This is a genomic window from Acidovorax sp. GW823-FHT05D11 (genome assembly GCF_058795695.1).
Window position 1 is genome coordinate 3,581,241 of the sequence record NZ_CM179502.1, and the last position, 15,359, is coordinate 3,596,599.

At 68.9% G+C, this 15,359-nt stretch carries 9 protein-coding genes, 2 tRNA genes and 1 pseudogene; 6 read left to right on the forward strand and 6 right to left on the reverse strand.

Annotated elements, in window-relative coordinates; genetic code table 11:
- Positions 1–97: 97 nt before the first annotated feature.
- Both iolB and AC3RCE_RS16610 read right to left on the reverse strand, forming a co-directional pair.
- A complete protein-coding gene (gene iolB, locus AC3RCE_RS16605) occupies positions 98–904 on the reverse strand; it encodes a 5-deoxy-glucuronate isomerase (RefSeq protein WP_492253502.1) in 807 nt (268 codons plus the stop codon).
- Positions 901–2,868 carry a bifunctional 5-dehydro-2-deoxygluconokinase/5-dehydro-2-deoxyphosphogluconate aldolase gene (locus tag AC3RCE_RS16610; protein ID WP_492245431.1) on the reverse strand — a complete coding sequence of 656 codons (1,968 nt, stop codon included), beginning with the start codon at positions 2,866–2,868 and terminating at the stop codon, positions 901–903. The genes iolB and AC3RCE_RS16610 overlap by 4 nt, the downstream gene beginning before the upstream one ends.
- Positions 2,869–2,967: 99 nt before the next feature.
- Here AC3RCE_RS16610 and AC3RCE_RS16615 point away from each other — a divergent pair, with 99 nt between their 5' ends.
- The gene (locus AC3RCE_RS16615) at positions 2,968–3,879 is read left to right on the forward strand and encodes a MurR/RpiR family transcriptional regulator (protein ID WP_218341580.1); all 912 of its coding nucleotides are present in this window, start codon (positions 2,968–2,970) and stop codon (positions 3,877–3,879) included.
- 69 nt (positions 3,880–3,948) lie between these two features.
- Positions 3,949–5,467, forward strand: a pseudogene (locus tag AC3RCE_RS16620) (NAD(P)H-hydrate dehydratase).
- Positions 5,468–5,536: 69 nt separating this feature from the next.
- Here AC3RCE_RS16620 and AC3RCE_RS16625 read toward each other — a convergent pair.
- Complete coding sequence (locus tag AC3RCE_RS16625) at positions 5,537–6,256, reverse strand: helix-turn-helix transcriptional regulator (protein WP_492245428.1); 720 nt, start codon at positions 6,254–6,256, stop codon at positions 5,537–5,539.
- A 167-nt stretch (positions 6,257–6,423) separates the two neighbouring features.
- On the opposite strand from AC3RCE_RS16625, the gene AC3RCE_RS16630 reads away from it, so the two are divergent.
- On the forward strand, positions 6,424–7,428 hold the full coding sequence (locus AC3RCE_RS16630; protein ID WP_492245427.1) for an alpha/beta fold hydrolase: 1,005 nt from the start codon (positions 6,424–6,426) through the stop codon (positions 7,426–7,428).
- A 99-nt stretch (positions 7,429–7,527) separates the two neighbouring features.
- On the opposite strand, the gene rnr is transcribed toward AC3RCE_RS16630, so the two are convergent.
- Positions 7,528–9,858 (reverse strand): ribonuclease R, encoded by a 2,331-nt coding sequence (rnr, locus tag AC3RCE_RS16635; protein ID WP_218297710.1) that lies wholly within the window; start codon positions 9,856–9,858, stop codon positions 7,528–7,530.
- 19 nt (positions 9,859–9,877) lie between these two features.
- On the opposite strand from rnr, the gene AC3RCE_RS16640 reads away from it, so the two are divergent.
- A tRNA-Leu gene (locus tag AC3RCE_RS16640) sits at positions 9,878–9,962 on the forward strand.
- Between the two features lie 187 nt (positions 9,963–10,149).
- A tRNA-Leu gene (locus tag AC3RCE_RS16645) sits at positions 10,150–10,234 on the forward strand.
- Between the two features lie 138 nt (positions 10,235–10,372).
- On the opposite strand, the gene AC3RCE_RS16650 is transcribed toward AC3RCE_RS16645, so the two are convergent.
- Positions 10,373–10,810 carry a GNAT family acetyltransferase gene (locus AC3RCE_RS16650; RefSeq protein ID WP_369643762.1) on the reverse strand — a complete coding sequence of 146 codons (438 nt, stop codon included), beginning with the start codon at positions 10,808–10,810 and terminating at the stop codon, positions 10,373–10,375.
- A gap of 34 nt (positions 10,811–10,844) precedes the next feature.
- On the reverse strand, positions 10,845–13,562 hold the full coding sequence (locus AC3RCE_RS16655; protein ID WP_492253503.1) for a DUF349 domain-containing protein: 2,718 nt from the start codon (positions 13,560–13,562) through the stop codon (positions 10,845–10,847).
- Between the two features lie 945 nt (positions 13,563–14,507).
- On the opposite strand from AC3RCE_RS16655, the gene AC3RCE_RS16660 reads away from it, so the two are divergent.
- Positions 14,508–15,350 (forward strand): lytic transglycosylase domain-containing protein, encoded by an 843-nt coding sequence (locus tag AC3RCE_RS16660; protein WP_218297713.1) that lies wholly within the window; start codon positions 14,508–14,510, stop codon positions 15,348–15,350.
- Positions 15,351–15,359 lie beyond the last annotated feature (9 nt).

Genomic DNA, 15,359 nt, shown 5'->3' on the forward strand with positions numbered 1-15,359 from the left:
AGGGGCAAGGTTTTCTGCGAACCTTTTCGGAAATCCTTGGTGTTTTTGCGCTCTTGCGCTTGATGCGATTGCGCCAGCAGCTATCAAATAAATAGCATCAGCGCGGCGCGGCCATCCAGGCATGCGCTGGATCGTTCCTGAACGCCCAGCGGCGCTCGGGCCCCGCCATGGTGTTGAGGTAGTACAGGTCGTAGCCATGCGGGGCCACGCAGGGGTGGTAGCCGCGCGGCACCATCACCGTGTCGCGGTGTTCCACGGCCATGGATTCGTCCAGCGAGCGGTCGTCGGTGTACACGCGCTGAAAGGCGAATCCCTGCGCGGGATGGAGCTGGTGGTAGTAGGTTTCCTCGAGCACGGTTTCGGCGTGTGGCTGGCCCGCGTCGGCGCTGTCGTGCTTGTGCGGCGGGTAGCTCGATGAATGCCCGGCCGGGGTGATCACCTCCACGACCAGCAGGCCTTCGGCGGGCTGCGACTCGGACAGGATGTCGCAGACGTGGCGCGTGTTGCTGCCCTGCCCGCGCACGCTGCGCTGCATCTGCGCGGGTTCGATCACCCGCTCGGGATACAGGCCGCGCGCCGGCGCGCTGCTCAACGCCACCTCGGCGGCGCCCCGCGCCACGATGCGCACCGCCCGGTCTGGCGGCACATACACGGCCGTGGGCGAGGCCTCCTCGAACACCGAGGCACGGCTGCCCAGGGCCCGGTAGGCCTGTGCGCCCACGTGCACGTCCACCTGCCCGCTGAGCACCGTGATGCACAGCTCGCGCGCGCCGGTGGCCAGCGACTCCTCGTCCCCCGCGCCCAGGCGCAGGGCCTTGAACCCCACGTGGGTCCATCCGGCCGTGGCCGGCGTCACATCCACCACCACCCGGCCCGACGGGTTGGCCTTGACAAGCAGTGTCATGCGGGCACTCCCGCGGCGTCGGGGGCGGTGGCGGCCTGCGCCGGGCGGCTGTCGCGCCAGCCCGCGATGAGGCGGCGGAAATTGGCGGCCACCTGGGCCTGCAGCCCGGCGTCGTCGATCTCGCCCTTGAGCCAGGCCAGGCTGGGCCCGGCCCAGACGGTGCGCCCGATCATGAAGCCCTTGACGATGGGCGCGCGCGCCTCGGCAAAGCCTGCGATGAGCTGCTCCACCGGCTGCGACAGCCCCAGGATCACCGCGCCACGGCAGTACGGGTCGCGCTCGCGCACCAGGGCGTCCAGCGCCTCCCAGTGGCGCGCGGCCATGGCGCCGACCTTCCACCACTCGGGCTTGAGGCCGATCCCGTAGAAGTGGCGGATGGCGCGCAGCACGGCCTCGCCGGTATCGCCCGGGGCCAGCATGTCCTTGGGCGGAATCACCTCCAGCAGCAGTTCATGCCCGCTGGCGCGCGTGGCCTCCCACACCTGCTGCAGCCACTCGTCCTGCTCGGCGCGCAGCGCGGCCGCGTCGTCCGGGTGGTAGAACACCAGGCATTTCACGACCTGCTCGCGCGGCCAGTGCACCAGCTGCGAGGCCAGCGAATGCGTGCCGTCGAAACGCAGCGGGCGCGAGCCGGGCCGCTCGATCGGGCGCCCCAGCCACCAGCCCCGGCCCGTGGCGCCGTGCAGCGCGGCCTCGCCGATGCGTCCGTCGATCAGCACGCCCATGCGCCCCCCGCACCCGGGGTCCCGCTCGACCTCGGCCACCACGGCGTTGAGCAGCTGCTTGAGCACGGGCAGGCGTGCGCCCTGCGCACCGGCCTGCCGCGCCAGGTCTTCAAACTGGGCGCGGTGGTCGTAGGCCAGCACGAACAGCTCGGGCCACTGCGGCCGCGCCGCCGTCACCCGGTGCAGATGGGCCAGTTGCGGGTCCTGGTCGGGCCGGGGGTGGCGGTGCCCCGAGAACCAGTGGGCCAGCTCGGCCGGTGTGGGCATGGCGGGCGCGCAGCCGTGGCGCGACACCACGATGGCCCCGCAGGCATTGGCGATCGCCGCCGACTCGACCAGGGTCTTGCCCCGCAGCAGGCCCGACAGCAGGCCCGACGCGAAGGCATCGCCCGCGCCCAGCACGTTGAGCACCTCGATGCGCTCGCCCAGCACCGTGGGCGCATCGTCCAGGGCGGCTGGCACCGCCCCCTCGATGATGCTGCAGCCCAGCGGGCCCCGCTTGACCACCAGCACGGCCTGTGTGTGCCCGCGCACTGCGCGCAGGCTGGCCATCAGGTCCCCGGGCACGCCGCCGGCGATCAGCCACTCCTCTTCGGTGCCGATGATGAGCTCGAACGATCCGAGCTGCGCCTGCAGGTGGCGGCTCACCGCGTCGCTGCCCACGTAGCGCGTTTCGCCATCGCCCTTGGCGGCCAGCCCCCACAGCACGGGGCGGTAGTCGATGTCCAGCACCCGCACCAGACCATGGCGCTGCGCGATGTCCAGCGCGCGGCGGCTCGCGGCCAGCACGGTGGGCGTGCTCAGGTGCGTTCCGGTGATCACCAGGCTGCGGCAGCGCGCCAGGAACTCCTCGCTGATCGCGTCGGCGTCCAGCGCCATGTCGGCGCAGTTCTCGCGGGCGAAAAGCAGGGGGAAGGTGTCCTGGTCCTTGATGCCCAGCAGCACCATGCCCGTCAGGCGCTGGTCGTCCACCTGCACCTGGCTCACGTCGCAGCCCTCGCGCCGCAGGGTGTCGAGCAGGAAGCGGCCGTTCTGCTCATTGCCCACGCGCGACACCATGGCCGAGCGCAGCCCCAGCCGGGCAGTGCCAAAGGCGATGTTGGCCGACGAGCCTCCCAGGTATTTGGCGAAACTGGTCGCGGCCTCCAGGCTGCAGCCGATCTGCTGGGCATAGAGGTCCACGGCCAGCCGGCCCAGGCAGGCCACGTCAAAGGGCCGGTTGGAAGGAAAAGAGAGCATGCATGGGTCTCCGCAAGGGCGCGGCGGCGGGAAAGCGCGCGCCGGATAATGGTTCGTTGCGCCTATGATAGCCCAAAATAGAAAATATTTTCTAATTTAATGAAAAATAGAAATACCCTGGCCAATCCCATTGCCACGCCCCCCGGCAACGCGTCCGCCCCCTACCCCGACGCGGACGCGTTCCTGGCGGCCGTGCATGCGGGCTTCGAGCCCTTGAGCCGCCAGCTCAAGACCATCGCGCGCTATGTCGAGAAGCAACGCGACCAGCTGGCGCTCGATGGCGTGCAGGCCACGGCCGCGCAATGCGGCGTGCAGCCGTCGGCACTGGTGCGGTTTGCCAAGCATTTCGGGTTTTCGGGCTACACGGAAATGCAGGCCCTGTTCCGCGCCGGAGCCGTGCGGCAACTGGCCCCCAACCGCAACTACCAGGAGCGCATCCGCGAACTGATCGTGCCCGGCGGCAGCGCGCGGTCGGCCGCCCAGCTCGCGCACGAGGTGATCGACGGCAACATCGACAGCCTGCAGGCGCTGCAGCGCAACCTGCCGGACGCACAGTTCGATGCGGCGGTGGAGCTGATGCTGCAGGCCCCTGCGCTCTGGCTGGCCGCATCGCGCCGCGCGTTTCCGGTGGGCGCCTACCTGGCCTACGCGCTGCAGCACACGGCCAAGCCGGTGCACTGGCTGCACGGGCTGGGTTTCATGCACCAGGGCGAGCTGCGCGCGCTGGCGCCCGGCGATGTGCTGGTCGCCGTCTCGTTCGAGCCCTACGCGCAGGAGACCCTGGAGCTCGCGCAGGCGGCGGTGGCGCGCGGCGCGCGCCTGCTTGCCATCACCGACAGCCAGCTGAGCCCGCTCGCGGCCCTGGCCAGCGCCACCCTGATCGCGCAGGACGGTGCCACCTTTGGTTTCCGCTCGCTCACCAGCACGCTGAGCCTCGCGCAATCGCTGTTCCTGGGCCTGGCCTACCGGATGGAGCTGGCCTACGACCACCGCTCCACGGCGAAGCCCTGAGCCCGCCGCCACCGGCCCCCCCCCGACCACCACCCGCCACCACCCGCCACCACCTGCCAGCCCCCGCCCATGCACCCCATCACGCCCCAGCAGCCGCACCCCCTGTTCAACACGGCAGCCACGCGGCGCATGGAGCAGCAGGCCGCCGCCGCCCTGCCCCCGCACGCGCTGATGCAGCGGGCGGGCCTGGCCGTGGCCCGCCTGGCCCGGGCGCTCGCGCCCCATGCGCGCACCGTGTGGATAGCCTGTGGCCCCGGCAACAACGGCGGCGACGGCCTGGAGGCCGCCCTGCACCTGCAGCGCGACGGACGGCGCGTGGTGGTCACCTGGCTGGGCAACCCGGACCGCGCCCCCGCCGATGCCCGCCGTTCGTGGGAACGCGCGCGGGACGCGGGCGTGCTGTGGGCCGACAGCGCCCCCGAAGACCTCACGGCCTCCGACCTGTGCATCGACGCGCTGCTGGGCATCGGCGTGGGAGCCAACCCCGCCAGCCCCCCCGGCCCGCGAACCGGACGAGCGGCTGCGCCGCTGCCTGGAGGCCCTGCAGCGCAGCCCCGCGCCCGTGCTGGCGGTGGACCTGCCCAGCGGTCTGGACGCCGATACGGGACAGTTCGCGGCGGGCTTCGCGCCCGACGCAGCCCACCCGCCGCGCGCCGCGCGGCACACGCTGAGCCTGCTCACCCTCAAGCCCGGCCTCTTCACCGGCGCGGGGCGTGACGCCACGGGCAGGGTGTGGTTTGACGCGCTGGGCGCGGAGGCCGGGCACGAGCCCCCCAGCGCCTGGCTTTGTGGCCCCGCGCTGGCGGCACCACGCGCCCATGCCAGCCACAAGGGCAGCTATGGCGACGTGGCCGTGGTGGGGGGAGAGGGGCTGGCGGGGCGTGGCATGGGCATGGCGGGCGCCGCCCTGCTGGCCGCGTCCGCGGCCTTGCATGGCGGCGCGGGGCGTGTACTGGTGGCCCTGCTCGACGGCGGCCATCTGGAGCTGGACCTGCAGCAACCCGAGCTGATGTTCCGCCGCTTCGACGCCCTGGCGCTGGAACAGCTCACCGTGGTCTGCGGCTGCGGCGGCGGCCAGGCCGTCGCCCATGTGCTGCCGGGCGTCATCACGCGCTCGGCGCGGCTGGTGCTGGACGCCGATGCCCTCAACACCATCGCCAGCCAGGCCGCCCTGCACGCGCTGGTGGTGGCGCGCGGCCAGCACGGCTTGCCCACGGTGCTGACGCCCCACCCTCTGGAGGCCGCCCGGCTGCTGGGCCTGTCCACCGCCGAGGTCCAGGCGGACCGCCTGGACGCGGCCCAGCAACTGGCCTCGCAGTTCAACTGCGTGGCCGTGCTCAAGGGCTCGGGCACGGTGGTGGCGGCCCCCGGCCGCGTGCCCGCCATCAACCCCACGGGCAACGCACGGCTGGCCACCGCGGGCACGGGGGATGTGCTTGCCGGCATGGTCGCGGCGCACATGGCCGCCGGGGCCAGTGCCCTGCGCGCCGCCTGCGAGGCGGTGTATGGCCACGGGCTGGCGGCAGATGCCTGGCCGGCCGGGCTGGCTCTCACCGCCAGCGGGCTCGCGCGGCGCGCGGGCGGCTGACGGCACGGCCAGCGCGTTGTCCGTGCCACGGCCGAGGCCGCACGCTGCCCACCGCCGCCAAGGAGGCCTTCACCGGCCCACCAGCGTGACCTCCTTCAGGGGCTTGAGCACGCTGGAGGGGGTCATGCCAAAGGTCTGCCGGAACATGCGGCTGAAATGCGCCGAATCGGAGAACGCGCCCTGCAGCGCAGCATCCGTCAGCCGGGGGCTGACCGCGAGGTTCGCCATGGCCAGCCGCACCTGCGACCACACCTGGTAGCGGCGCAGGCTGACGCCCATCTCCGCCCGGAACAGGTGGTTGAAGCGCGAGGCCGACAGCTGCACGGATGACGCCAGCCCCTCGCGCGCCCACCGCCCGTCCCGGGGGCTTCGCAGGGCCAGCAGGCCGCGCGCCACGCGCGGATCCAGGGGCGCCGCAGCATGCCCGCCCCCGCACCGCAGCAGGGCCTGCAGATCGAAGTGGCGCAGGTAAGCGTCCATGGCGCTGCGCGAGCCCACGGCCCTGGCCGCGTCGAGGACCACGCCATCGTGCTGCTGGAACGGGCCCCGCAGACCCCGCGCCTCGGGAGAGTCGGGCTCCAGGTACATCAGCGCCACGTGCTCTCCGCAGGGGTCGAACACATGTTCCACCCCGGCGGCCACCAGCGCGCTGTGGCACGTCTCCACCCGCCCCGGCTGCCAGTGCAAGGCAAAGCGCCCCGACAGGCCGATGAGCAGCACCGGCGACGCATGGCAGTGCCAGCCCGTGGAGGGAAGGTCGCCCAGATACAGCGCACGGTCGGCGCCCAAGGTCAGTGTGTTCCGTGCTGGCATGCGCATAGCCCAAACATACAAGTTTTCGCGCACGGTTCCCGATAGCCTTCGCCATCCCCGTCCATGCCCCCCATTCCAATGCCCCCGCACGGGCAGGACAGGCATGCGCCGGCCCACCCACGACAACCTCTGGAGACCCATCCTTGAAACGCATTGTCCTTGCTGCCGTGGCAGCTTTCGCGCTCGCCGCCACGGCGCTGTACCACGGTGCCCCCTCGTTGTTCACGGAGCCCTTGCTCGCGCTCAATCGCAGCCTGTCGGGCCTGGAGGAAAAGACCGTCGCCGCCGCGATGCACCAGATCCACTACCTGGACAGCGGCGCCACGCCAGGGCCCCCGGCGCAGGGCGCCACCAGTTCCCCCCGCGTTCCGGTCGTCCTCTTGCACGGCATCTTTGCAGAGAAGGACCACTGGGTGGAGTTCGCCCGCCCGCTCACAGCCACCCACCGGGTGATCGCGCCAGATCTGCCGGGGTTCGGAGAAAGCACGCGCCGCGAGGACCAGGCCTATGACTACGCCGCCCACACCGAACGCCTGCGCAGCCTGCTCGATGCACTGGGCATTGAAAAGGCCCATCTGGCAGGCAACTCCATGGGGGGCACGATCGCGGCGCTGTTCGCCGCAGCACACCCCGAGCGCGTGGCGAGCGTGGCCTTCATCGGAGCACCACACGGCATCCGTTCACCGCAACCCAGCGCCATGGACCACCTCATCGACAGCGGGCAGCGCCCGCTCGTGGCGCACGACCCCGCGGCGTTCGACGCCATGATGGCACTGGTGTTCGAGAAACGCCCTTTCCTGCCGTATCCCATCCTGCACGCCACGCAGCAGGACGCGCTGCGCAACGCGGCATCGAATGCGCGGCTCTGGGATGCACAGCTCAAGGACCGCTATCTGCTGCAGGAAAAGCTCGCCGCCCTCGAGCAGCACCCCACTCTGGTCCTGTGGGGCGAAAGCGACCGCGTCTTCCACCCCTCCGGCATGCGGCCCCTGAAGGCGGCCCTGCCGGGAGCACAGGTGGAGGCACTGCGCGGGGTGGGCCACCTGCCGATGATGGAAGCGCCCCGGGACACGGCGCTGCGGTATGCGGAATTCCTGCGACACCCCGGGGCGCGGCCCTCCCGCTCCATGTCAGAGAAATCCCATTGAATCGACCCCTGGCGCTCTTCTGGAAAGCGCTGGAAGCTATCAAATATATAGCAAACTCCCGCCCGGGAGACGGTTCACCCCGGGTGGAAGCCGGGTGGGTCAGCCCCGGCGCGGCTTGCGCCCCTTGCCCTTGCCGGACTTGCTGCCGGCCGCGGCCTTTTTCACCGAGGCCTTGAGCTCCTGGATGGGCGAGCGGGCCGCGCGCTCACGCGTGAGCGATGCGAGTTCGGTGCTGGACGCCTCGGGCGCGGGGCCACGCTTGCGGGCTGCCGGGCGGCCCCCCGCCTTGCGCGCGCCGCCGGGGCCGTCGGAGGCAACGCCCTTGTCCTTGAGCGCGCGGCCGAGCAGCTCCTCCCCCTCGCGCACCAGGCGGAAGTCGATCTTGCGGCCATCGAGGTCCACGCGGCTGACCTGCACCCGCACCCGCGCACCGATGGCGTAGCGGATGCCGGTGCGCTCGCCGCGCAGCTCCTGGCGCGCCTCGTCGAACTTGAAGTACTCGCCACCCAGCTCGGTGATGTGCACCAGGCCTTCGACGTACATCGCGTCGAGCGTGACGAAGATGCCGAAGCTCGTCGCCGCGCTGACCACGCCGCTGTACTCCTCGCCCAGGTGCTCGCGCATGTACTTGCACTTGAGCCAGGCTTCCACGTCGCGGCTGGCCTCGTCGGCACGGCGCTCGTTGGCGCTGCAGTGCAGGCCCGCGGCCTCCCAGGCCTGCGTATCGCGGCTCGGCGGCTTCACGTCCTTGCGCGGCTTGGTGCCGGGCGCCGCCACGCGGGCGGCCAGACGCTTGGCCAGCTTGGCGTGGGCCTCGCCCGGCGTCGGCAGCGACGGCAGCGCGTATTTGGTCTTGCCCAGGATGGCCTTGATGACCCGGTGCACCAGCAGGTCGGGATAGCGCCGGATGGGGCTGGTGAAGTGCGTGTAGGCCTCGAACGCCAGGCCGAAGTGGCCGCTGTTGACGGGCGTGTAGATGGCCTGCTGCATGGAGCGCAGCAGCATGGTGTGGATCTGCTGCGCGTCCGGCCGGTCCTTGGTGGCCTCGGCGATGGCCTGGAACTCGGCGGGCTTGGGATCGTCGCCGATGGTCATGCCCACGGCCATGGCCTTGAGGTAGTTGCGCAGGATTTCCTGCTTCTCGGGCGTGGGGCCTTCGTGCACGCGGAACAGGCCGGGCTGGCCGCCCTGCGCGATGAAGTCGGCGCTGCACACGTTGGCGGCCAGCATGGCCTCTTCGATGAGCTTGTGCGCATCGTTGCGGGTGCGCGGCACGATCTTCTCGATGCGGCCGTTCTCGTCGCAGATGATCTGCGTCTCGGTGGTCTCGAAGTCCACCGCGCCACGCTGCTGGCGCGCCACCAGCAGGGCGCGGTACACGTCATGCAGGTTGAGCAGGTCCTTCACGCGGTCCTTGCGCTTGCTGGCCTCGGGCCCGCGCGTGTTGGCCAGAATGGCCGCGACCTCGGTGTACGTGAACCGCGCATGGCTGAACATCACGGCCGGGTAGAACTGGTAGGCATGCACCTCGCCCTTGGCGGTGACCAGCATGTCGCAGACCATGCACAGGCGCTCGACCTCGGGGTTGAGCGAGCACAGGCCGTTGGAGAGCTTCTCGGGCAGCATGGGGATCACGCGGCGCGGGAAGTAGACGCTGGTGGCGCGGTCATAGGCATCGATGTCGATGGCGCTGCCGGTCTCCACGTAGTGGCTCACGTCGGCGATGGCCACCAGCAGGCGCCAGCCCTTGGCGCGACCGACCTTGGCGGGCTCGCAGTACACGGCGTCATCGAAATCGCGCGCGTCCTCGCCGTCGATGGTGACCAGGGGCACGTCGGTCAGGTCCACGCGGCGCTTCTTGTCCTGCGCGCGCACCTTGTCGGGCAGTTCCTTGGCCTGGGCCAGGCACTCGGCCGAGAACTCGTGCGGCACGCCGTACTTGCGCACCGCGATCTCGATCTCCATGCCGGGGTCATCCACCTCGCCGAGCACTTCGGTGATGCGGCCCACGGGCTGGCCGAACAGGGCCGGCGGCTCGGTCAATTCGACCACGACCACCTGGCCGGGCTTGGCGGCGCCGGTGGCACCCTTGGGGATCAGTACATCCTGCCCGTAGCGCTTGTCCTCGGGCGCCACCAGCCAGACGCCGCTTTCCTGCAGCAGGCGGCCGATGATGGGCTGGGGCGGGCGCTCGATGATCTCGACCACGCGGCCCTCGGGGCGGCCGCGCCGGTCCTGGCGCACGATGCGCACGCGCACGCGGTCCTTGTGCAGGACAGCGCGCATTTCGTTGGGGGGGATATAGATGTCGCCTTCGCCATCGTCGCGGATGACAAAACCGTGTCCGTCACGGTGCCCCTGCACGCTGCCTTCAATTTCGTCCGACAGATGCGCGGACTGCGCGCCGGGGGTGGTTTTTTTGATATACAATCTTAGTCTTTCCTGAAATGCCCAGGTGGCGGAATTGGTAGACGCACTAGTTTCAGGTACTAGCGAGTAACATCGTGGAGGTTCGAGTCCTCTCCTGGGCACCAAGTTTAACGAGAACCTGTGAAGGTTTTCAAAATATCGAAGCCGCTGTGAATACAGCGGCTTTTTTATTTCCCGCCTCCATGCCCCGACGCCGCTTCCCGAGACGCTGGCGGAATGAATTTAAAAAAATCTTCATCCACTCGCCAGAAGCCGCAATTACTTGTTCTATAATTCGAGGCTGATCTGAAAGCCCAGGTGGCGGAATTGGTAGACGCACTAGTTTCAGGTACTAGCGAGTAACATCGTGGAGGTTCGAGTCCTCTCCTGGGCACCAAACAATAAAAAAGCCGTTGCAACCGCAACGGCTTTTTTTATTCCTGCCCCGCCCTCGACAGGCGGGCAACGGGCGGCTCTTCGTGGCCATCAATGCCCTGCGTAGTCCACGCTCCGGACAAGCCCTCCCCGGCCCTGCTCAAAGATCAGGTATCAACCGCTTTCCCAGTGAAAACGCCTCGTCGCGCGCATAGCCGAGGGCATCGTAGAAATGCAGGACCCGGGCATTGCTGGTACGCACCAGCACATTGACCTTGGGACACCCGAGCCGCAGCAAGCGCAGCTCCACCTCCGCCATGAGACGGCGCCCCAGCGCCAGCCGCTGATGCCCCGGTGCCACCGCGAGGTAGTACACGGAGCCCCGGTGGCCGTCATAGCCCGCCATGGCGGTGCCCACGAGCCGTTCCGCCATGCCGTCTCGCGCCGGCACCACCGCCACCAGAAAAAGTTCTGGCTGCACCAGAAGCTTGCGGGCGATGTCCTTGTGAGGATCGTTCCAGGGGCGGACGAGCCCGCAGTCGTGCCACAGCGCCACCGCGGCAGCCTCATCGGCCGCCCCGAAAGGCCGGATGTGCACCGGCAACCCGCCAGCCATCGCTTCTTTGGCCCTCTTACTTGCGCAGCAGTGCCTTGAGCGCGTTCTGAAGGCGGCGCGCATTGGCCGCGTCGCTGGCGCTGGCCAGCACGCGGGCCGCGTCCTGCCCCCAGGTCTGCGCTGGCGCGGGATCGTTGCGGCGCGTGAGCAGTTGCAGCTGCAGCATGCGCCGGGCGGCGATGTGCTCCGCGGGCGTGGGCGCCTCTGCGGCCATCTCCAGGCGCAGCAGCGCTTCCGAGGCATCGCCCTTCGGCGCCGCCGACAGGGCCTGCGCCCAGGCGTTGCGCACCGATGCCGTCACACCCGCTCCGAGATCCTGCGTGCTGGGCACCAGGCCCGCGTCGCGCTTTTCCCACGCGGTCAGCAATTGCGTCAGTGCCTCGCCGTGGGCTTGCGCCGCCAGTTTTTTCAGGGCCAGCTGGGCATGCTCCATGGCTTCGCGCTGCGCGCGGAAAGCGGTGTCTCCCAGGCGCGGGCCCCGGTCTTCCTGCGCAGGACGGTCGCCGAAACGGCCACCCCGGTCATTGCGGTCGCCAAAACGGCCGTCTGGACGCGGGCCGCCACGGCCGGCATCACGGTCGCCAGGGCGGCCATCCCGGCGGTCGCCGGGGCGCGCACCACGGCCCGGCGCAGCAGGCGCATCCTTCTTCATGCCCGGCCGGTCGTCACCGCGCACGGCCACCACGGGCCGCGCCACGGGCTTGGGTGCCACGGGCGCCGGTGCGCAAGCCACCGGATCCGCCGGAGCTTCCGAAGCGGATTCAGCCGCCATGGCGGACTGGCTCTGCTCGTCCTTCTGCGCCGAGGCCACGGCCTGCGCGGCCTGCGCCTGACCGCGCAGCGCGGCCTCCAGCGCCTGCATGGCAGAGCGGATCTGCTGCGCATCCCCCGTCGCATTGGCGGCTTCCAGGGACTTGGAGGCCTCCAGCACCACGCGGTCGCGGGCGCTCAATTCGGTGACTGCGCGCTCACGGTCTGCGGACTTGCGGTTGAAAGCCTCGTCGATGGGCTTGCGGAACGCATCCCACAGCTTTTGCTCGTGCTTGCGGTCCAGCGGCACCGTCTGCGCCTCGGCCTGCCAGCGCTGCTGGAGCGCCTTGACCGCATCGATGCGCAGCGCGGGCGCAGCCCCCAATGCGGTGGCTTCGTCGATCATGGCGTGGCGACGCGCCAGGCTCTCCTTCTGGGCTGCTTCCAGCGGGGCCGCCGCCGAGGCGATGGCCTGCTTCCACAAGGGCTGCAGCTCGGCAAAGATCTTCTCGCCCACATGACCACCTTCGCGCCAGCGGTCGCCAAACTGGTGGAGCGCGCGGTTGATGGCCTTCCAGTCACCCGACGCCGCGTGCGCTTGCGACCATGCCTTGAGCTCCTCGATCAGTGCCAGGCGCTGCGCCTTGTGCTCGGCAGCCTCCGTGCGGATCTTGTCCAGCCAGGCCTCGACCACCTTGTGGGCCGCGTTGCAGGCTTCATCGAATTTTTTCCACAGCGCATGGTTGGGTGCGCCCCCCTGGTCCGCCTGCTTCCATTGGTCGCGCAGGTTGCGCAGGATTTCCTGCATCTTGCGGCCACCCAGGGCCTGGCCTTCAGGACGGTTGAGCAAGGCCTCGGCCTTGGCCACCAGGTCCTCGCGCACCTGGTCGGCACTCCAGCGCTGCCAGCCCTCCAGCTCGCCAGCCGCCACCAGGGCCGCGTGCACCTGCTGCTCCAGGGCATTGTCGATGTGCTTTCCATGCACCTTGAGCACGGCGCGCAGCGCGGCTGCAGCACCCGCGCTGGCCTTGCCATGGCCTTCGGCGGTTTCCTTTTCGAGGACGGCCAGGGCTTCGCGCACGCTTTGCGCGGCCTTCTCGATCACTTCAGGAGCCGCCTTGGGCTTGGCCGCACGCGCGGGCTTGGCCGCGGCCGCCGCAGCAGCGGCCTCCGTGGGCAGGCCGCGCGCGGCGCGCAGCTCGTCGGCCCATACGGGCACGGGCGGCAGTGCAGCGCTGGCATCGGCCGCGGCCGCCACGGCCTGGGCCACGGCGGGCTGGAAAGCCTCCCACACCACCAGCAACTGGGTGCGCGACGCATCGAGCAACGCAGGAAAGCGCGCTTCCACGCTCGCCCAGCTGGCATCGCTGGTGAGTTCCTGTGCCTGCTCCTGCCAGCGGGCCACATCGGCACGCAGGAGTTCAAGCGCCGCCTGCGCATCGCGCCAGGGCTTGGTGGAAAGCACTTCAATGCGCTGGGCCAGCAGCACGGCGGCCTCCCGCTGCACCTGCACGCGATGCTGCAGGTCTTCGATCACTTTCACACGGTCCGCGACCTGCACCTTGAGCAGCGACAACGGCTCGCGCGACAGCGGCGCACCGGCCTTGGCCGCATCGCGCTGCCAGGCCATGGCATCGGCGATATTGAGCTTGGGGGCCGCAAGAAGGGCCTGTGCCTTTTCCGCCCACTCGGCGGCGATGGCCTCCTGCCCCTTGGCGCGGCGGATTTCGTCAAGGCGCTCGCGCACCGCGCGGGCTGCGCCCTTGTCACGGCCGCTCAACTCCTTGAAGACCTCCTGCAACTGCTCCGGGGCAGGCTGCGTGGCCAGCCAGTCGCGGATGCGGGAGGCGCGCTCACCAGAGGTGGCGGCAGAAAAGGCGCCGCCGGTCAACGCATCAAGCGGATGCGGCTCATGGGTTCTGGCCGGGGCCGGATTCACTTCAGGTGCGTCGGACATTTTGCTGCGGGAAAAAAATGGAAACATGGATCCAATGGATAACAAAGGCTCCCCCAGGCGCATTGCCTGGAGGCCCGCCCTGGCAACCGCACTGCACGCGCGCCAAGGCAACAAGGAGACTATTTTCACCGGGTTCGGCCAACAGACCGCAGCATGGCGCTGCGCCAAACCCCGAGGGTGATCTGGCACAAGGCTTTGCCAGACGGGCTGACATGCTGCGACCCCCGCAAGGGGCATCGCCCGCGACTCCGGGCGAACTGTCGCCGCTCTAGGGAACAGCCCCCATTATCTATATATAAGCGCCGCTAGCCCAGACAGCCCGCCAGCACAAACAAGAAAGCCCGGCGGACAGTGCCTCAAGGCCTGCCTGCCGGGCTTGACGGCTGACACAACGGTCTTTGCCATCGGTCGCAAATGCGGAGATGAAGGTCCACACTGCGAGGAGGCAAGGTATTGCCTCCAGGGGGTGCCTTGGAATCCTCATCTGCTGCACCAGGACACTGAATGCCTTTGGAGGGAGACTTGGTTTCGTCTGGCGATGCCTGAAATCAACAGGCAACTGAACCTTACCAAAGTAGTTGCCGCAGTTCAAACTGGATTCTCAATGGCGAAAAGTCCACCGATTGAATTTGACATGAGCTTGTAACAACCCGCCTGAGGCCACAGGCCCCAAACGTCCGCCAGCACCCCAAAAACTGTGATTTTCTACATATTTTTTATAACTTATTAGTCTTATGATTCAATTTATTAGTATTGACTAAGCATTTAGTGACCTCCTAGAATCCGCCAGCCCCAAAAACAGGCTAGTAAAAACCCCAACCCGCTGCCGAACCCGGCTAAGTCAAACCAGGCCCAAAGCACCCCAGAGATGTGCGGCCCACTTGATGGCGTACCAATCCAGGCGACCCGCTGAGACGGGACAGTCACCGATGACTGCCCAGGCTCAGTGCGGCGCTTCAGAAAGGAAGAGCTATGACAGCGTCAGGAAAAATAGTCTCCGGCGTGCGGACCTTCGTGGCCGACGTGACCGAAGGTTTTCTTGAAATCACCCACAACAGCTTCGCCCTCATCGGCCTGGCTGTGGCCTTTGTCGTGATCACCCTCACGGCCCGCCCGGACCTGCGCCAGGCAGGCGAAGCGCAATTGATGAACTGGCTGCAGGCCCGCCAGGTGGAAGTGCTTGGCATGCCCATCGAGCCGGAGGCCAGCGAGCGCGCCACGGCGGGCAATCCCAAGGACCTGCCCAAGGAGCAGGCCGCCGTCGCGTTCTGGCTCAGCAAGAAGTACCGCGTTGCCCCCGAGCCGCTGAGCGTGCTGGTGGCAGAGGCCTATGAAATTGGCGCGAAGTCCAAGATCGATCCCACGCTGATCCTGGCCATCATGGCCATCGAGTCGAGCTTCAACCCGTTTGCGCAAAGCGCGGTGGGCGCCCAGGGGTTGATGCAGGTGATGACCAACGTGCATACCGACAAGTACCAGAACTTCGGGGGGCACTTTGCGGCCTTCGATCCCGTGAGCAACCTGCGCGTGGGCGTGAAGGTCCTGCAGGAATGCATTTCGCGCGCGGGTTCCGTGGAGGGCGGGCTGCGCTTTTACGTGGGCGCCGGCAACCTGGCCGACGACGGCGGCTATGCCGCCAAGGTGATGGCCGAGCATTTCCGCCTGCGCCAGGTGGCCGGCGGCCGCTCCATGCCCACCGCGCCGCCGCCCACGCTGTCCACCCAGGCACCCGCCCAGATCATCCCGGTGTCTGCGCCGCCCGCGACGCCAGCGGCGGTGGCGGCCGACAAGGTAGCCCTGCTGACGGGGCTCTGAGCCGATCCT